The sequence below is a fragment of the Niallia sp. XMNu-256 genome, assembly GCF_036670015.1.
GTDB lineage: Bacteria > Bacillota > Bacilli > Bacillales > Cytobacillaceae > Bacillus_BD.
In genome coordinates, this window is record NZ_CP137636.1 from 2,631,754 (window position 1) to 2,651,897 (window position 20,144).

The window sequence follows — 20,144 nt, forward strand, 5'->3', positions numbered from 1 at the left end:
TATAAGTTATTTTCTACCTTATCCAACATATTCCTACTATACCTTTATTTTCCTTCCCATATCAAGTTTATGGAAGCCTTAAAAGACATTATCTAATATAACTAAAAAAAGTGCAGACCATTCATCTGCACTTTACATATACCCTAATAATGCTAACTTATATCCTCTGAAGATTTCCCCATGAGTACAGTTCGAGGCTTACTCCCTTCATAAGGGCCGACAATGCCTCTTGCTTCCATTTCGTCGATTAATCTAGCTGCTCTTGTATAACCAATCCGAAATCTTCTCTGTAGCATGGATACAGAAGCTGTCTGCATCTCCAGTACTAAATCAACCGCATCAGGATAAAGTTCATCGTCCACTTCGCTATTCGTTTCAGGAATATCCTCTGGAATCATATTTTCTTGATACTGGGCTTTTTGTTGACCAATAACAAAGTCGACCACCTCTTGGACTTCTTCATCCGATAAAAAAGCTCCTTGAATTCGTACTGGTTTTGAGGCACCGACTGGATGAAATAGCATATCCCCTCGTCCTAATAACTTCTCTGCTCCACCCATATCCAAAATCGTCCGGGAATCTGTTGCAGATGAAACTGCAAACGCAATTCGTGAAGGGATATTTGCTTTAATTACCCCAGTAATTACATCTACAGATGGGCGCTGTGTGGCAATAATTAAATGAATGCCTGCAGCCCGAGCCATCTGTGCTAGGCGTGTAATGGAATCTTCTACATCGGAAGAAGCCACCATCATTAAATCAGCCAACTCATCAACAATAACGACTATATAGGGGAGAAGAGGCTGCTCAACATCTTCTGTCGCATTATGTTTTCGTATGTGATCGTTATAGCCTTCTATATTTCTCGTACCCGTATGGGCAAATAATTCGTATCTTCTTTCCATTTCATCTACTACTTTTTTCAAAGCTTGAGACGCCTTTTTGGCATTCGTTACAACAGGTGCCAACAAATGGGGAATTCCGTTGTATACATTTAATTCTACCATTTTCGGATCAATCATCATGAGCTTTACTTCATGTGGCTTGGCCCTCATTAAAATGCTTGTAATAATTCCATTTATACAAACACTTTTCCCGCTTCCTGTAGCACCCGCAACGAGTAAGTGGGGCATTTTATTTAATTCTGCAAGTACCGCTTCCCCAGTAATATCCCGACCTAACCCAATCATTAACTTTGCATCGGGTTTGTCCTTAGGATTAGATTCAATGACTTCTCGAAGCGAAACCATCGCTACCTCTGTATTGGGAACTTCAATCCCAATCGCAGATTTCCCTGGAATTGGGGCTTCCATCCGAATATCTTTAGCTGCTAATGCAAGTGCCAAGTCATCTGTTAAACTTACAATTTTGCTGACTTTCACCCCTGCACTTGGATGGACTTCATACTTTGTAACAGCTGGTCCAAGATGAACCTGTGTTACATTCGCCTTTACACCAAAGCTTTGAAAGGTTTTTTCTAATTTTGCCGCATTTTCATGGATCATTTTATACTCCCCACTTTGGTCCGTATGCTGTGGGAGCTTTAATAAATCCATTGACGGTAATTCATAGTCAACATTTTCGACTTCTGTAAATGTAATGGGCGGTGCATCGTCTTCTACTTCACGAGTCTCTTCCTCCGTCTTTTCAATTTCATCTATGGAAGGCTTTTCGTCAGAACTAGCCTGATAGACTTTATCGGTAAAACTAGAAATAATGGGTTCTGGCTTTTCCTCTTGTTCTTCGATGACAGGTTGTGGTGGCACGTGGTCTCTAATCGGTTTTTCAACAATCAATGGTTTCTTTTCCTTCTTTATGACCTTATCATTGCGATTGACTTTCCATTGCTGAATCCAATGGGACAAATCTTCCCGAAAGGCCAACCATTGTTTTTTTATCAATTTTAAAATCGTGATAAAAAATTTAACAATGGATTGTCCATACGTTTTTCCTGTTACTAAAATCACACCAACTATGATCATGACGAAAGAAAATAGTTGAGTCCCTGCCTCATCAAATAAAAAGTAGAATAGCGCGAACAAAACGGCTCCAATCATTCCACCACCTAAATCGGTCGCGTTTGTTTTTCCGCCTACTTCCATCCAGAATAAATCCCAAGTATTTGATATAACGCTAGGGTTTGCGAATTGATTTCCATTTGATAGAAGCTGAAAGAGTGTCACATGACTTAAGAGAAATAACGAGGAAAAAATAATGTAAATGCCGATCAATTTAATTGAAAACAAAAAGGGTCTTTCCCGTTTCCACATTAAATAACCACCATAAACCATCATTCCGATGAGTGCAACCATGTACCATTCACCAATAAAAAATCGAAAAAACTGCACAATTGTATTTCCGACTGCCCCTAATTCTGCCATCGAAATAATCGCCACAGAGACTAATACACAAGCAACTATTTCATATTTAATTGTTTGCTTAAGATGTTCTTTACTCGTGGAACGTCGCCTTTTTCGTTTGGCCATGGTATCACACCTTAATAAATAATATTACGAAAGAAGAAAGCAGCCTATTGGCTGCCTTGTCTTTACCCTATTTCTATTATATCATACCCAACACCGAACACATATGCCCTATATAAAAATTTTCCCAATCCTTCCAAAGTCTGGATGAAGTTAAAATTGTTTATTAGACAGTACGGTTCCTGGACAATATCGTTCATCTAAATAGTGACATGGATCGCTGCTCATGACCCGGACGACCCGATAATCACGATTTTCATCCATTTCGACTAACAAGGGAACCCCTGAATAGTCAATCATAGTCTGCTTCCCATACTCTAATTCATCGGTTTGAAAAATTAATTCTTGTGGGATGGTTGTATATAAGATCATTGCACAAGCCCCTCATTTTCTCCAATGCTCGAGTTATTTTTTAACTCAATTAATTCGTTTAATTTCCGCATCGCCTCTCCAATTCCGCCTACCGCATCAATTAAACCTGAATCAACAGCATCATTGCCAATCACATTTGTCCCAATATCCCGTGTTAAGTTGCCTTTTGCAAACATAAGATCTTTAAAATCATCTTCACTTATTTCCGAATGCTTTGTCACAAATCGGATCACCCGATCTTGCATTTTATCTAAATATTCAAAGGTTTGTGGAACACTGATCACTAATCCTGTTAGGCGAATCGGGTGGATTGTCATTGTAGCCGTCTCAGCTATAAAGCTATAATCACATGAAACCGCAATGGGCACCCCGATCGAATGCCCGCCTCCTAAAACGATTGATACGGTTGGTTTAGAAAGCGAGGCTAACATTTCTGATATGGCTAATCCCGCTTCGACATCCCCACCAACTGTATTTAAAATCACCAACAATCCTTCAATCTTTGGGTTTTGCTCAATTGCCACTAACTGAGGAATAATATGTTCATATTTCGTTGTTTTATTTTGTGGGGGCAAAGCTAAATGTCCCTCCACCTGTCCGATTATCGTAAGACAATGAATCTTAGAATCTTGTGCTAGTTGAGGTACGTTTGTTTGTCCTAGCTGTTGGATTTTTTCAATTAAACCTGAGGTTTGATCCTCTTTCGGTTTTTCTTGTTCTTGGTTTTGTCCTGCGTTTCTAAGCTTCTCTTTATCCATCTTACATTGACTCCCTTCATTGACATATAAAGTTAGTATGAGAAACAAACTAACTTTTCATGCAACATGAGAGTTCTTTGATGATTTAATCATTTTTTAAGATGGAAAGAAAATGAACTAAGATTTTAGCGGTTAATCCCCAAATCACTTTGCCGTTATATTGATAAAAATATTCATCAATTGGGTGGATTTGCCATTTATAATTTTCCCCACCTATTAGCAAATCTAAAGGAAAATTTTCTTCGGGAACAACTTTAAAGTGAATTTTGTACACTTCTGGTTCCGTAGTTAAGAAATAATTCAATGGAACAGTAAATACCTCTCCGACCTCCAATTGATTCGGTTTTATTTTATCAGGATTCTTTATTGTACCAACAAATGGATAAATAATATTTCCCGTCGCATTGGCCATAAAATCAAGGGGCATCACGTTTGCGATTTCCTCTTCGCTGATCCCCAATTCTTCGGACGTTTCACGAATGGCGCATTGACTGTGATTAGGGTCATCTTTTTCCATTTTGCCACCCGGAAAGCAGATTTCACCAGGCTGCCTTCTTAAATTCATGGAACGAACCTCAAATAACACATGGGTTTCATTATTCTTTTCAAGAAGAGGTAGTAAAACAGCAAATGTTTGTAATTCTTTATGACCTAATATATTCGGCTTATGACCACTTAATTTCGTTATCACCTTTGACAGTTCCATAACAAAACCTCCATTTTTCAAAGTAAGCTCTTTCCATAAGGTGATAAAAATGTAAAACAAGGCTGACTCTAGTCATGAGTCAGCCTTAAAGATGATCAATGGGGGTGAATGAACCCCCACTGATGGAAGTGTCACTTTATTTAACTTCCATTATAATAGGTAAAATCATTGGGCGGCGTTTTGTTTTTTCATATAAATATTGATTAAGAATGTCACGCATATCCTGTTTAATCATGGCCCAGTCGAACGTATCTCTAGAAATACTTTGTTCAACAATCGCTCGGACACGGTTTGAAGCTTCTTCAAGCAATTTCTCTGATTCTCTGACATATACAAAGCCTCTAGAAATAATTTCAGGTCCTGAAGATATTTTCTTTTCTTTTTTATTTAACGTTACTACGACGATTAAAATTCCATCTTGAGATAATAGCTTCCTGTCCCGTAAGACAATATTTCCAACATCTCCAACCCCACTGCCATCAATTAATACATTGCCAGCCGGGACCTTTCCATTTGGACGAATCCGATCATTTTTAAACTCAATAACCTCACCCTTTTCAGGGATATAGATCCGATCATCTGTTAGTCCACATTCTTTAGCCACTCGTTCATGTGCTTTTAGGGCTTTAAAGTCGCCATGAATGGGAACAAAAAATTTCGGTTTCATTAAGTTGATCATGAATTTCAACTCTTCTTGGCTTCCATGGCTTGAGGTATGATAGGATTTATTTCCTCCTAACACAATAGCCCCTGCTCGGTAAAGCATATCGACCGTTTTGGAAATAAGAAGTTCATTGCCTCTAATCGCATAAACGGCAAAAACAACGGTATCTCCTTTTTGAATATTGATATGTTTATGAGTCTGTTTTGCCATTTTCTGAAGGACTTCCAGTGGTTCACCGAGTTTTCCAGTCGTTAAAATAACAATTTCATCCTCTGGATAATTTTTGATTTCAGAAATGGGTATGATAATTTCATCATGAACATGTAAGTAATCTAGCTTTATTCCAATATCGAATATCACCTGTAAACTTTTCCCTACAATCGCAACTTTACGCCTGCTTTCATAGGCAGCATCGAAAATATGTTGAATCCGATATAAGTCAGACGCAAAACAAGCGGCAATGATCCGTCCTTTTGCATTATAGAAAGCATCATTCATTTCCTTGGCAACGATCGCCTCAGATAAAGTATATCCTGGTTTTTCTGCATCTGTACTATCAGATAATAAGCAGAGAACCCCTTTTTCACCTATTTCAACCATTTTGCCGATTTCCGGCTTATATAAATCATTTGCTGACTGATCAAATTTAAAATCACCTGTGTGGACAATGACACCTTTTGATGTATGAATACAAACAGCCACTGAATCAGGGATATTATGAGTCACTCTAAAAAATGAAATCTTTGCTGAATCAAATTCAATAACAGAATCTGATGTAATTTCAACAAATTGAACTTTATTATGAAAATCTTGTTCTTTCATTTTAACTTGTGCAAAGGCTATCGTCAGTTTCGTTGCATATACAGGCACATCGATCTTTTGGAGAAGATAAGATAATCCACCGATATGGTCTTCGTGACCATGGGTTAAAAAGATTCCTTTCACTCTATCTTCATTTTGAATTAAATAACTATAGTCTGGAATGACTATATCAATCCCAAGCATTTCATTCTCAGGAAACATTAAACCGGCATCTATGACAAAAATATCCTCATCTACTTCCACCACGTACATATTTTTGCCAATTTCGCCAACTCCCCCTAAAGCAATAAGCTTTATGGTCTCATTTTCTATTGTGTTCAAATCAAGCTTCCTCCTATGTTGTTTTACGCCGACCGAAATCAGATACTTTCATTATACTTGATTTAGGAAAATCATTACAACTATAAAAGTGGAAGTAAGAGGAAGCTTGTAATAGAAATAAGCAAAATATCAAATTCGCTCCGCCTAATTTGTGCCCGGATTTTTATCACGCTTCAAAATGCAAAATCCAGTGGCTTTCGCCTGACTAGGACGCCCTGTCCGTCGTCGAGCTCGTTCGATAAAGTGAAACTTCCATCAGTGGGTGTTGTTTCCCACTAATGGAAAGCCCGCGGCCAGCATGTATGCTCTTCACGCAGACGTTGCCGAATGGCGTACTAGTCTGTGTTCAACTTTAAGGTCTTTACTGGCAGTTGATTTCGTATACATTTCTACTATCAGTTTCTCTGAGTAACTAGTTGTAGTGAGCTTTCTGCCAGTTAAGACGCGGAAAAACACCATTAAAAATCCGAGGCATCAGCCGAAGGCTTACCTTCATTCAACCGGGGTTTGAACCCCTACTGAATCAAAAAACATTTTGCATTCATTCCCCACTTATAGAAGTCGGGAGTCCTGTACCTGTCGCAAGCTATTGGTACAAAAACATTTACTGAATAAAGTTAAAGAAACCCAGTCGTTTAATAGACGACTGGGTTTCTTTCTTTAATTATAGGTTTTCTAATAGTTTGCTTAATGCTAAACGTTCCTGCTCGTTAAGAGCCACGAGTGGTAAACGTACTGTACCAACATCAAGCCCTTTCATTTGTAAAGCTGTTTTGACAGGAACTGGGTTTGGAGAATTGAACAAACCAACCATGATAGGAAGCAGCTTTTGATGGATCTTTGCCGCATCGTGAATCTGGCCGTTTAAAAACTTTGTTACCATTTCCTGCATTTCGTTTCCAATAACATGAGAGGCAACAGAGATCACTCCCGAACCGCCAATTGATAATACTGGGAGAGTATTACCGTCATCCCCCGTATATAATTCAAAATCATCTGGTGTTTTGGCAATAATTTCCGTCATATCATTCAAATTGCCACTCGCTTCTTTTACCGCTACAATATTTTTAATTTGTGCCAAACGGATAATTGTTTCCGGTTCAATATTAATAGCCGATCTACCTGGGATATTATAGAGTAAAATAGGTAAATCTGTATTTTCTGCAATCGACTTAAAATGTTGATAAAGCCCCTCTTGATTTGGTTTATTATAATAAGGAGCGACTAACATGATGGCATCTGCACCTAAGTCTTCAGCTTTTTTGGTTAATTCTATTGATTCATAAGTATTGTTACTTCCTGTGCCTGCTATTACAGGCACACGCTTATCCACTACTTTAATGACATGATCGATCAACGCTAATTTTTCCTCTTTCGATAACGCTGGTGATTCACCAGTTGTTCCACAAACAACTAAAGATTCACTACCATTTTCAATTAAATAGTTCACTAGCTGAGTTGTTTTTGTAAAATCGATATGTCCTTTACGATCAAATGGAGTCACCATAGCTGTTGCAATTCGACCAAAGCGAACCATACAACCACTCCTTTCAATTAGATGCTCCCATCTAATTTACATCTATCAAATTCACTTTCTCTAATTCGAAAACATCATGTAGTGAGTTAATTGCGGATACTAAATCTTCCTGCTTAACTAGAATCCAAATTGTCGTATGGCTATCAGCTGACTGTAGAATTCTGATTCCATTTTGAGATAATGTCCCGACAATTTTGGATGTTACACCTGGAACTCCAGCCATACCTGCACCTACTACTGCAACCTTTGCACAATCACGCTCAATTACAGGGTTATAACCGAGATCTTGAAGAACAGATATCGCCTTGTTCGTCATTTCATCTGACACAGTATAGATCACTTGGTTCGGTGAAATATTGATGAAATCGACACTGATTCTATGATTTGCCATTGCCTTAAAAACTTCGGATTGTAAGTTATATTGTTCTTTCTTGGCAAATACCTTAAGCTGGGTAATGTTCGATAAATGGGCGATGCCTGTAACCGTTCGCTCTTTTATTATATGATCCTGTTGATTGTTTGTGATTAATGTGCCCTGATGATCTGAATAAGTAGACCGAATCCGAATTGGTACGTTCGCTTGCTGGGCAATTTCAACAGCACGAGGATGAATAACTTTTGCACCTTGATAGGCCATATTACAAACTTCTGCATAGGTTACCACGGATAATGGACGTGCATTTTCAGCTAACCGCGGATCAGCTGTCATGATTCCTTCAACATCCGTAAAAATATCAATATATTCAGCATTGATAGCGGCACCTAAAGCAGCGGCAGAGGTATCACTACCCCCTCTACCAATAGTCGTAATATCCCCAAATTTAGTTTGCCCTTGAAAGCCTGCCACGACCACTACATCGTAATGATTTAATTCGTTTAACAAACGATCACATTTCATATTTATGATCTTCGCATTGGTATGATCATTATTGGTTACAAAACCAGCCTGTGCTCCAGTTAAGGCGGTTGCTCGAATTCCTTCGCTCAGCAGCATATCGCAAAAAACGACACTTGAGATAATTTCTCCACATGAGAGCAATAAATCTGTTTCACGATTACTGATTAATCGATCAGACGATTGAATGAGTGAAAGCAGTGTATCTGTTGCATAAGGATCCCCTTTTCGACCCATAGCAGATACAACCACAACCACTTTATAACCTTTATCTAAGGCAGATTCAATATGGTTTCTTGCATGTTTCCGTCCATTTTCATCACGTACAGAAGTTCCACCAAACTTTTGGACAATTATTTTCATTGCTACACCTCTAAATCCATTCTATGATGGATTTTCATTTTTGCTATACTTTGCTGAAAAGTTTGGGCATCAATGGAAATGAATATCCGAAGTTTTTAGTTTCTATTTAACTAAACCTAATTTAATTAAACTTTCTGCAATTTGGACTGAATTCCAAGCAGCTCCTTTTAGTAAGTTATCAGACACAACCCATAAGTGGAAGCCTTTTGGATTATCAAGATCTTTACGGATTCTGCCAACAAATACATCAGTAGAACCAACGCAATCTGCAGGCATTGGATAAACTTGGTTTGCTGGATCATCCTGAAGAATAACGCCTGGAGCTGATTTTAACAACTCTTTCACTTCTTCAACAGTAACGCCTTCTTTGTCAACCTCAATATAAAGTGATTCTGAGTGACCAACTGCGACTGGGATACGAACACAAGTTGCTGCAACATTCAACTCTGGATTATGCATGATTTTCTTTGTCTCATTGATCATTTTCATTTCTTCATACGTAAAGCCATTTTCCTGAAATAAATCAATTTGAGGAATCGCATTAAATGCTATTTGATAGTGCTTTTTATCGCTGCCAACAGGTAAAATAGCTGGTTCAAACTCTTCATTATTCAAGATTGCTTGTGTTTGGGAATTCATCTCTTCAACAGCCACTGCACCTGAACCAGAAACAGCTTGATAAGTAGATACAATGATTTTGTTTAACCCAAACTGTTGGCGAATGGGTTCAAGTGCTACAACCATTTGAATGGTAGAACAGTTTGGATTTGCAATAATCCCTTTATGATTTAAAAGATCTTTTTCATTCACTTCTGGGACCACAAGTGGTACATTTTCATCCATACGATATGCACTTGTATTATCAACGACGATCGCACCAGCGTTGACAGCGTGGGAAGCTAATTCTTTGGAAATACTACCACCTGCACTAAAGAAAGCAATGTCCACATCTTTAAAACTATCGGATTTTGCCTCTTGTAACGTATATTCAACTCCATTCACCTCTACCTTTTTACCTGCAGAACGAGCTGAAGATAATAAAGTTAATTGTGAAATTGGAAACTTTCTATTTTCCAGTGTTTTGATGATTTGCTGTCCTACTGCTCCAGTTGCTCCAACTACTGCTACATGAAAACCTTTTGTCTGCTCCATTGTTTGTTTCCCCTTTCAAATCCGAAAAATAATGTTCTGGAAATAGTAATACTATATGATATTTTAATATAGTTTACAACATTCATACAAAGAAGGCGAGGTTTAAAACCAATCGCCATCTTTATAATACTTTCATATATTTTATCACAATAAATTAGTAAAGAAATCTTTTTACTCAAAAAAGTTTACCCTTATCAAAATTCAGTAAATTCGAAGAAAATTGTGGAAGATCTAACGCACGTAAAGCCCCAATTATGAAATAAGATTTATCTTTGGGCTTTGCCCTTAGTTAAATCAATCAGGCTCTGCGTGCTAACCATCAGTGGAAAGCCCCACTGATGGAAGTTTCACCTTATTCGTCTTTGAAGCGTTCAACGATGACAGGCTGTAGTTGTTTGCCTGCTATTGCTGCTTCAACCGTTTCTTGTAACATCGTCATCCGTGCCACCATTGAATTAGGTTTATTGACCGGATCATCTTGACCATATGGAATAAAGTAGATATTCTTTGTTGCCATCAATCGCATTAGATTCACGCCATTTAACCCTAATGCATCGTTAGTAGAAATTCCTAATACTACTGGCTTTTGATTTCTTAATGTCGCCTTAGCAGCCATTAGCACAGGTGAATCACTTAAAGCATTGGCAAATTTACTCATAGAAGCACCCGTTAATGGAGCAATTACCATACAGTCTAATGGAACTTTCGGCCCTAGTGGTTCTGCTGCAACAATTGAGTCGATAATTTTATTCCCTGTCAACTCTTCAATTCGGTTGACCCAGTCTTCCCCTTTTCCAAAACGAGTGGTTGTATTCTTAACCGTAAATGTGCAAACTGGAATGACTTCTGCCCCTGCATTTACTAATTTTTCAATTTCAGGAAATATTGCGTCATACGTACAATGAGAGCCTGTTAAACCAAACCCAATACGTTTTCCATTTAAACTCATTATTCATTCTCCTTTCGATTTTCATATACTTCTTCCAGTAATTGTGAAAGGACATTTGCTAAAATGGTTCCCGCCGTTTTCGGCGCTACGATTCCAGGCAGACTTGGAGCTAATAAAGCTTTAACTCCCCTTTTTTCCGCATAACGGAAATCAGTTCCACCTGGCTTTGAAGCCAAATCAATGATCAATGTGTGAACAGGCAGTTTGGCAATAACCTTTGGAGTGACAATTAAATGTGGGATTGTATTTATTAAAATGTCAGTATCTGACACACAATGGGTTAGATCATCAAGATGAAATGGTGTTAAACCCATCTCCGTAATCCGGGCAATATGCGCGGGTTTTCGTGCACCAACCTTCACTTTTGCTCCAAGCAAATGAAAAGTTCGAGCAACACTCATTCCTACTCTACCAAGTCCTAGGACCGTTACATTTGATCCATGGATGGTAATATCTGTATGTTGAATAGCCATCATAATCGTACCTTCTACCGTTGGTATAGAATTATAAATGGCAACATCGTCTCGACTAAATAGTTGAACATGACGACGTTTTGTTTTTTCTATAATATTATTTAAATAAGCATTTGTGATGCCGGAAAAAATGGTGCAATGCTCTGGCGTTTTCATGACCATCTCTTCTACCAGCCTAATTTTCTCATTTGAAAAAATAGTATCTACGTGGCCATCTGGACTAGTACCAGCAACCGGTAAGATAATGGCATCTAAAGCGGAAAAGTCAAGTTCATCAATTTTTTCCTTGCTTGCTCCTGTAAAGGCATGATCGAGCTGTTCAAATCCGATAAGTGATAGCTTTGTGTCAAGTTCTGTTAGTTTACGAATCACTTCGAGCTGCCTTGCATCACCGCCAATAATGGCAATTTGCATATCTGTCAGCATGAAAATTCACCTTCTTTATTAGGGCTAGATTCAACATTTAAAGAGGCCCCATTTTGTTTTGAACGGTCACTTATTCGTAATTTTTTCAAAGGAACTTCAAGTTGGATTACGGGACTACTTCAACATCATATGTATATTAGCGGAAATCTGTGACGGCAGTACAACTAATCAAATTTGAGTTTATATCAACTAATGAGGCCCAACAAAAAAAGTGACCCCGCAGCGAGTCACTTTTTTTCGATATTGTCCATATCCAATATAATCATATCACTACCAATTTTTTTGATGTGATTCCATCCGACACGTACTTCATTTCCTTGTTTTCTCATCCCGAACCACTTTAATGACGGGATAATTAAGGCTTCAATTTGACCATCACTTTCATTAATTTCTAAATCCGTTTGCCCTAGAACTCCTAACCGCTCCGCACGATTGATATCAACAATCTCTTTCCCACTTAATTCACTCAATCTCATGGAATCCCACCTTTTCAATCTTTTCCTTCTCTATATTCATACGATTCATGACAATGGATTAGACTATCGTTCCTATTTAATCACACAAAAAAACAGCCTATTTATAAATAGACTGTTTCATTCTTGTTATAGACTTTTTGGCAGTACTCCGTCTGGGCTTATTAAAGATACAGAAAAATCATCTGTAAAAATTCTTGTTGCCATTTCATTGACACTGCCCTTCGAAACGTTATCAATTTGTTCTACCATATCATCGAGAGAACGATGTCTACCAAGAACAAGTTCATTTTTTCCGTTTCGACTCATCCGGCTATTTGTACTTTCAAGACTCAACATTAAACTACCCTTTAATTGCTCCTTACTATTAGATAATTCTTTATCGGTGATCCCATCTTTTTTCAAGTTTGCTAAAGTTTCTTGAATCGTTTCATATAATACATCCAGTTGTTTAGCTCCTGTTCCACCATAAACCGTTACAATTCCCGTATCCTCAAATGCAGAGTGATAAGAGAAAACCGAATAGGATAACCCTCTTTTTTCCCTGACCTCTTGGAATAAGCGACTGCTCATGCTGCCACCTAAAATATTATTTAGGATAATGAGACTATAAATATCTTCATGTCCCACTTTAAGCCCCTCATATCCAAGACACAGATGGGCTTGTTCGGTATCTTTTTTACGTGCAATTTGGTTCATATGGAAAACAGGCTTTTCTTCGACTTTTGTTCTTTTTCCACCTTCATAAGAACCAAATAACTTTTCGACTTCTTTTATAAAAGATTCATCAATGTTTCCAGCGATTGATATGACCACATGTTCTGGAGTATACATATTATGCATGTATTCTTTTAACGTATTGCCTGTGAACGTGGACAATGTTTCTTCCGTACCCAAAATGGGATACCCAAGTGAATGCTCTTCATAAATGGCTTTACTTAAAAGGTCATGAACGATATCATCTGGCGTATCTTCATACATTTTAATTTCTTCATAAACAACATTCTTTTCTTTTACTAATTCTTCTTCAACAAAAGTGGAATTGAAGAACATGTCCGCAAGTACTTCCAATGCAAATTGTGAATGATTGTCTAATACTTTTGCATAATAGCAAGTATACTCCTTAGAGGTGAAGGCATTAACTTGTCCACCTATACTGTCAAACGCTTCAGCAATTTCTAATGCCGATCTCGTCTTTGTTCCTTTAAAAAACATATGTTCTAAGAAATGAGAGATCCCATTATTGGCTACTGTCTCATTTCTCGAACCTGTTCCAATCCAAATTCCAATGGCAACGGAACGAACGGTCGGAATGTTCTCTAGTACAACTCTTACTCCATTTTGACAAGTATATTTCTTGATCAAACAAACTCCTCCTGTCCTAAAACAAAGATGTTATTACATGCACTAATTGTACACTATTTGTTGTAAAGTATATCCTATCATTCTTATTTTTTCCAAGATCTAAACTTTTACTACTGTGTTGACTCTTTTTGTTCAGTCTGGTGAATGGGTTGATTAATTATTCTTTCTTCAGATAATAACTCTGAAACCGTACCTATTTGCAGTCTTTTTGCCTTAATACTTGTAATCAGTTCATCTAACGATTGCTCTGTTGACTGTGTAGGATGCATTAAAATAATGGCTCCATCATGAACTTTTGACATGACCCGATTAATTAATACGTCCGGAGTAGGTTTTTGCCAATCAATGGTATCTACACTCCACATGATTGTACCTAGACCTTCTTGGGCAGCAATTTGAACTGTATCGTCTCGATAACTTCCACTAGGCGGTGCAAACCATTTTGGCTCCGATCCTATTGTCGCTTTAATAACTTCATTTGTTTTAATAATCTCCTGTCTAATCTTTTCGTTGGAGATATTTTTCATATCCGGATGAGAAAAGGAATGATTGCCAACTTCATGACCCGCTTCATCAATTAACTTTGCCAGATCAGGATTCTTTTGTGCCCATCTGCCCTCAAGGAAAAACGTAGCTGAAACATGGTGCTTTTTCAATGTCGCTAACATACTTGATAAGTATTCATTTCCCCATGCCACATTAATTATAAAACTAACCATTGGCTTTTCGGGATGTCCTTTATAAATCGGTGATGGAGGAAGATCTTCTAAATGTGTATTCGGTGAGATCTGTTTATAAATCAATTTATTCTCATCAAATTTTCCATATTTTTTCATTTTGTCATAGGATGCTTTCACATCGATATCAATCCCATTGTAACCTGGAAGTGCCTTCCAAATAGGATCAATTTTGGCATCACTGGCAGCGATCTTGTATTCACTAGCCTTCATTTCTATTTCATGATAAAGAGGATTTTTATTTTTACCAACAAAAACGACATCCCCTTTTATCTGGCCAATATACTCTTTTGATAAAGGGTTATTCACAATCAGAAACGCCATGATGAATAGTATAACAACAACAAACCATTTTTTCATTCCTCATCCTCCTCCATATAAAATATGAAAAGGGAGGACAAGGTAGAACAGTAAAAGGAATATGTAATATTTTTACAATAATAAACAGTCAGGGATCCTCCACTGACTGCTAATTAGCTTAACTTTGAGTACTTTGCTCATGTTGGCGTTGTTCTTTCAAAACAGCTTTACGTGATAAATTAACTCGGCCTTGTTTATCAATTTCAAGCACTTTGACTAACATTTCATCACCGATCTTGACAACATCTTCGACTTTGCCAACACGTTCTTCCGCTAATTCTGAAATATGAACAAGCCCATCTTTCCCTTGGAAAATTTCCACAAAGGCACCGAATTTTTCAATTCGCTTTACTTTTCCTAGATAAAGTTGTCCTACTACGACCTCACGAACAAGATCCTCGATAATTTGTTTGGCTTTTTTATTCATTTCTTCATTCGTTGAAGAAATGAATACTGTACCATCTTGTTCAATATCGATTTTCACGCCAGTTTCTTCTATAATCTTGTTGATTTGTTTTCCACTTGGTCCGATTACATCACGAATTTTATCCGGATTAATCGTCATCGTTAAAATTTTAGGTGCGAAAGTTGATAATTGTTCACGTGGCTTACCGATTGTCGCGATCATGGAATCTAAGATTTCCATCCGACCTTTTTTAGCCTGTAATAAGGCCTCTTCAAGAATTTCACGTGATAACCCTTCAATTTTGATGTCCATTTGCAGAGCTGTTATGCCTTTTGCGGTTCCGGCTACTTTAAAGTCCATGTCTCCAAGATGGTCTTCCATCCCTTGGATATCTGTAAGAATGGTATAATGCTCATCAGATTTGACAAGTCCCATGGCAATCCCTGCAACAGGCGCCTTAATTGGTACTCCTGCATCCATCATCGCTAAAGTTCCTGCGCAAATACTTGCTTGTGAAGAAGAGCCATTGGATTCTAGAACTTCTGCTACAAGACGAATGGTATATGGAAATCCTTTTTCATCTGGTATTACATAAGATAAAGCTCTTTCACCAAGGGCACCATGACCAATTTCACGACGGCCTGGTCCTCTCATTGGACCTGTTTCACCAACACTAAAGTTCGGGAAATTATAATGGTGCATAAACCGCTTTTCCTCTTCAAGGCCAAGGCCATCAAGAATTTGCACATCTCCTAAAGCACCCAGAGTACAAATACTTAATGCTTGTGTTTGACCACGCGTAAACAAACCTGATCCGTGAGTCCGTGGGAGGATGCCAACTTCTGATGATAACGGACGAATTTCTTCCGGGTTTCGGCCATCTGGTCTGATTTTTTCTTCTGTAATCAGACGGCGTACTTCTCCTTTTACAAGGATGTCTAATACTTGTTTTACTCCTTTGATCACTTCTTCTTCCGCTTCTTGTTCTTCATATTTTGCAAGAACTTTTTCTTTAACACCGTTAATCGCTTCTTCACGAGCATGCTTTTCTTGTACTTGAATGGCCTGTATCATTTCCGTCTCACACAGTTGACGTACTTCTGCTTCTAATTCTGCATCAACTTCTGCAAGAACGACTTCCATTTTTTCCTTCCCAATTTCAGCAACAATCTGCTCTTGGAATGAAATCAATCGTTTAATTTCCTCATGACCAAACATAATCGCTTCTAACATGATTTCCTCAGGAACTTCATTTGCGCCTGCCTCAACCATATTAATGGCATCTTTTGTCCCTGCTACTGTTAAGTGGATATCACTTTTTTCTGCCTGCTCAACAGTAGGATTAATGACGAATTGACCATCAATACGACCCACAATTACACCGGCAATTGGCCCTTGAAATGGAATATCAGAAACACTTAGTGCAAGTGATGACCCAAACATGGCTGCCATTTCAGTTGAACAATCTTGATCTACACTCAAAACTAAGCTAACGACTTGAACTTCATTACGAAATCCGTCGGCAAATAATGGGCGAATCGGGCGATCAATTAAGCGACTTGCAAGTATTGCCTTCTCGCTTGGCCGGCCTTCCCTTTTAATAAACCCACCTGGAATTTTTCCAACCGCGTATAATCTTTCCTCATAATTCACAGTTAAAGGAAAAAAGTCTACATTCTTTGCTACTTTAGAAGCTGTAGCTGTACTCAAAACAGCAGAGTCTCCATAGCGAACTAACGCTGCTCCATTTGCTTGTTTTGCTAACTGACCAACCTCTACAGTTAACTCTCGGCCAGCCCAATCTATTGAATATACATGTTTATCTTGTTTCATTCATTTAATACTCCTCTCTGCCTTGTCTAAAAAGAGAATAACGCTTCCATACGAGCATATCATTTTATAATAAAAAGCACTAAATTTTGCTTGTTTATTCATATCCTTATAACTATCTATTATTATGTACCACTTTTCTAAAAAATAAGCGCGGATTGATATTCCTGTGCATAACAACCATCTAAATGGTATATCCTATTTATGTAAAAAGGGATATAAAAATGTTAAAAATGTTAAAAATCCCTTAAAATGGAATAATTTTAAGCTAATAAAAAAGCGGGAAAATTCCCGCTTTTCTTCGACTAACGACGTAAACCAAGTTTATTAATTAATACACGGTAACGTTGAACGTCTTTATTACGTAAGTAAGTTAATAAATTACGACGTTTACCAACCATCTTCAAAAGACCACGACGTGAGTGATGATCTTTCTTGTGCGTACGTAAATGCTCATTCAAATTGTTAATCTGTTCCGTAAGGACAGCGATTTGAACTTCTGGAGAACCAGTATCAGTGTCATGTACTTTGTACTCATTGATAAGTTCATTTTTACGTTCTTGTGTGATTGCCATCCTGTTCACCTCCTAAAATAATCCCCTGTTACCCAGCATGCGTTGGTGAGTCGCTATGCCAAGCAAAGGTTCAATTTAATACGATAATAAGAATACATCTTTTTATAACAAAATGCAAGTATCTATAGCATTTTTTTCAAAGTAATCCTTTGTTGTTTGCTTATCCTTCTCAATTTGTGCCTTTAATTCTTCTACACCGGAAAACTTCATTTCACTTCTTAATCTCAAAAACCAAATAACGGTAACTTTTTTGTCATAAAGATCTCCAGCAAAATCAAAAATATATACTTCTACCGATGGTTTATCGGCTTTTTCCTTATGGAATGTTGGTTTATATCCAACATTACAAACACCATTATAGATCTCTCCAGACAAGGAAATTTTGAGCTTTACTGCATACACCCCAGTGGGAGGAAGGAGATACTCTTCATTTGTATTAACGTTAGCCGTTGGAAATCCGATCGTTCGGCCTCTTTTTTCCCCGTGTATAACCGTACCGCTCGTATGATAAAAACGACCTAGTAATGGGGGTAATTTGTCTACTATTCCCTCATTAATGTATGATCGAATCAAGGTAGAGCTAATTTTCTCTTCCTGAAATCGAAGTTTACCAATTACAGAAAAAGTAAATTGCTGTCTTGAATGAAAAGGAAGGGTTTCCATTGTTCCTTTGCCCAACCTTCCATATGTATAATCAAATCCAGCTACCACATGTTTTACATTTAAATCAATTAAATAGTAGTCAACAAATTCCTGTGGCAACAGATTGGCGAACTCTTCTGTAAACCGAACAACAAAAAAGTAATCGATATTAAGATATTGAAGGAGCTTAATTTTTTCTTCAAGAGGGGTAATATATTTAACATGCTTAACACTCCTCCCAAGTACAACAGAAGGATGTGGATCAAAAGACATGACTGCACTTTTTAAGCCTTTTGCTTCAGCTTCTTTTTTAGCAGCATTTATTACTTTTTGATGACCCAAATGAACACCATCAAAAAAACCTAATGCCATGACAAGCTTCGGAATTTGATCGCGTTTTATATGGTGCGGATACTCTAGATAATATACTTCCACGTCTGTCTCACCTTTTTCTGTACTTCCAAACCTATCAAAGGACAGTACGTAATACTTTGGATGGCTTCATCCAGCCTACTTTTTCAGGATGATGTGCATAAATAGCTAATGCCTGTCCTGTCTCTGTCTCCACAACAATTAAAGAATTGTCATGCGTAAACATTGGCGGAGTGGGAAGAACTGCCCCATTTTTCACTTTCTCCGCTATTTTATCATTTATCGTATATTTCGGCAAATGAGTTAAAGCTGTCTCTAAAGGAAATAGAACTTCTTCAATTGAACCATTATTCTTTTTTTCCTCAACCTCCTCTAATGTCACACAATCATCCAACTTAAACGTTCCAGACTGAACTCTAGTTAAATCAGACATATGAGCAGGATATCCTAAAGCTTCACCGATCATGACCGCTAATGTGCGAATGTAAGTGCCCTTACTGCATGCGACACGAAAGCGAAAGGTTATTTGGTCCCCAACAAATTCAAAACAATCGTCTAGTAGTTCGAGTGAATAAATTTGCACCTCTCTAGAAGGGCGTTCAACCTCTATTCCTTGTCTAGCATATTCATATAAGCGTTTACCCTTAACTTTAACTGCCGAAAACATTGGAGGTGTTTGTGTAATTGTCCCTGTAAAAGTATGGAAAATATTTAATATCTCACTTCTAGAAATCATTCTTTCAACTTTAGCTTCTTCTATAACATCTCCCGAGGCGTCTTCTGTGGTTGTTGACTTTCCAAGAGTAACCTCTCCTTCATAAGCTTTTCCTGCATCTGTTAAATATTCTGCTACTTTAGTGGCTCTGCCTATACAAATGGGTAAAACGCCTGTCACATCTGGATCTAACGTACCGGTATGACCGATTTTCTTCATTTTTAAAATTTTTCTTAATTTGAATACACAATCATGAGACGTCATCCCTTTTGGTTTAAAAAGAGGGATAATTCCTTCCATTGGTTTAGTCCTTTCTTTAAAAAATGGATAGACGAATGTCTATCCATTTTTATCATTTCTTTGTTATTGATTTTTTTCTTCATTATGAATTTGATTCAGCAAGGTGTCAATTCTATTTCCATAACCAATGGATTCATCAAATTCAAAGGCGATTTCAGGAGTTTTACGCAAACGAATTCTTTGACCGATTTCAGAGCGAATAAACCCTTTTGCTTTGGCAAGTCCAAGCAACGTATTTTCCCGTTGTTTTTCATCCCCTAATACAGAGATATAGACGGTTGCCTGTTGCAGATCACCTGTAACTTGGACATCTGTCACTGTAACAAATCCTATACGGGGATCTTTTATTTTACGAGTAATAATTTCGCCTAATTCCTTTTTCATTTGCTCCCCAACTCGATTGGCTCTCACACTCATAATCACACCTCATTTACTAAAAGCCTAATCA

The 20,144-nt window shown here is 37.7% G+C and carries 18 protein-coding genes; all 18 read right to left on the minus strand.

Features of this window, described 5'->3' with window-relative positions:
- Positions 1-152 precede the first annotated feature (152 nt).
- Complete coding sequence (locus R4Z10_RS13365) at positions 153-2,486, minus strand: DNA translocase FtsK (protein ID WP_338469794.1); 2,334 nt, start codon at positions 2,484-2,486, stop codon at positions 153-155.
- Positions 2,487-2,636: 150 nt separating this feature from the next.
- Positions 2,637-2,855: a YlzJ-like family protein gene (locus R4Z10_RS13370; protein WP_338469795.1), complete on the minus strand. Its 219-nt coding sequence runs from the start codon at positions 2,853-2,855 to the stop codon at positions 2,637-2,639.
- A complete protein-coding gene (locus R4Z10_RS13375) occupies positions 2,852-3,613 on the minus strand; it encodes an ATP-dependent Clp protease proteolytic subunit (RefSeq protein WP_338469796.1) in 762 nt (253 codons plus the stop codon). Before R4Z10_RS13375 ends, R4Z10_RS13370 begins: the two co-directional genes overlap by 4 nt.
- Positions 3,614-3,698: 85 nt before the next feature.
- The gene (locus R4Z10_RS13380) at positions 3,699-4,319 is read right to left on the minus strand and encodes a CoA pyrophosphatase (RefSeq protein ID WP_338469797.1); all 621 of its coding nucleotides are present in this window, start codon (positions 4,317-4,319) and stop codon (positions 3,699-3,701) included.
- A 136-nt stretch (positions 4,320-4,455) separates the two neighbouring features.
- Positions 4,456-6,126, minus strand: a complete 1,671-nt coding sequence (locus tag R4Z10_RS13385; RefSeq protein ID WP_338469798.1) for a ribonuclease J — start codon at positions 6,124-6,126, stop codon at positions 4,456-4,458.
- Positions 6,127-6,790: 664 nt separating this feature from the next.
- Positions 6,791-7,663, minus strand: a complete 873-nt coding sequence (dapA, locus tag R4Z10_RS13390; RefSeq protein WP_338469799.1) for a 4-hydroxy-tetrahydrodipicolinate synthase — start codon at positions 7,661-7,663, stop codon at positions 6,791-6,793.
- A gap of 31 nt (positions 7,664-7,694) precedes the next feature.
- Positions 7,695-8,921, minus strand: coding sequence for an aspartate kinase (gene dapG / locus R4Z10_RS13395; protein WP_338469800.1), 1,227 nt, complete (start codon positions 8,919-8,921; stop codon positions 7,695-7,697).
- Positions 8,922-9,023: 102 nt separating this feature from the next.
- Positions 9,024-10,073, minus strand: a complete 1,050-nt coding sequence (gene asd, locus R4Z10_RS13400) for an aspartate-semialdehyde dehydrogenase (protein ID WP_338469801.1) — start codon at positions 10,071-10,073, stop codon at positions 9,024-9,026.
- A gap of 352 nt (positions 10,074-10,425) precedes the next feature.
- A complete protein-coding gene (dpaB, locus tag R4Z10_RS13405) occupies positions 10,426-11,022 on the minus strand; it encodes a dipicolinate synthase subunit B (RefSeq protein ID WP_338469802.1) in 597 nt (198 codons plus the stop codon).
- On the minus strand, positions 11,022-11,921 hold the full coding sequence (dpaA, locus tag R4Z10_RS13410; protein WP_338469803.1) for a dipicolinic acid synthetase subunit A: 900 nt from the start codon (positions 11,919-11,921) through the stop codon (positions 11,022-11,024). The genes dpaB and dpaA overlap by 1 nt, the downstream gene beginning before the upstream one ends.
- Before the next feature lie 227 nt (positions 11,922-12,148).
- Positions 12,149-12,397 carry a YlmC/YmxH family sporulation protein gene (locus R4Z10_RS13415; RefSeq protein WP_338469804.1) on the minus strand — a complete coding sequence of 83 codons (249 nt, stop codon included), beginning with the start codon at positions 12,395-12,397 and terminating at the stop codon, positions 12,149-12,151.
- A gap of 126 nt (positions 12,398-12,523) precedes the next feature.
- The gene (locus R4Z10_RS13420; protein ID WP_338469805.1) at positions 12,524-13,759 is read right to left on the minus strand and encodes a pitrilysin family protein; all 1,236 of its coding nucleotides are present in this window, start codon (positions 13,757-13,759) and stop codon (positions 12,524-12,526) included.
- Between the two features lie 110 nt (positions 13,760-13,869).
- Complete coding sequence (locus R4Z10_RS13425; RefSeq protein ID WP_338469806.1) at positions 13,870-14,856, minus strand: polysaccharide deacetylase family protein; 987 nt, start codon at positions 14,854-14,856, stop codon at positions 13,870-13,872.
- A gap of 118 nt (positions 14,857-14,974) precedes the next feature.
- Positions 14,975-17,095 (minus strand): polyribonucleotide nucleotidyltransferase, encoded by a 2,121-nt coding sequence (gene pnp, locus R4Z10_RS13430; protein WP_338469807.1) that lies wholly within the window; start codon positions 17,093-17,095, stop codon positions 14,975-14,977.
- Positions 17,096-17,397: 302 nt separating this feature from the next.
- Positions 17,398-17,667, minus strand: coding sequence for a 30S ribosomal protein S15 (gene rpsO, locus R4Z10_RS13435; protein WP_338469808.1), 270 nt, complete (start codon positions 17,665-17,667; stop codon positions 17,398-17,400).
- 102 nt (positions 17,668-17,769) lie between these two features.
- Positions 17,770-18,744, minus strand: a complete 975-nt coding sequence (ribF, locus tag R4Z10_RS13440) for a bifunctional riboflavin kinase/FAD synthetase (RefSeq protein WP_338469809.1) — start codon at positions 18,742-18,744, stop codon at positions 17,770-17,772.
- 34 nt (positions 18,745-18,778) lie between these two features.
- Positions 18,779-19,696 carry a tRNA pseudouridine(55) synthase TruB gene (truB, locus tag R4Z10_RS13445; RefSeq protein WP_338469810.1) on the minus strand — a complete coding sequence of 306 codons (918 nt, stop codon included), beginning with the start codon at positions 19,694-19,696 and terminating at the stop codon, positions 18,779-18,781.
- Positions 19,697-19,759: 63 nt separating this feature from the next.
- Entirely contained in the window at positions 19,760-20,113 is a 354-nt protein-coding gene (gene rbfA / locus R4Z10_RS13450) for a 30S ribosome-binding factor RbfA (protein ID WP_338469811.1), read from the minus strand.
- Positions 20,114-20,144 lie beyond the last annotated feature (31 nt).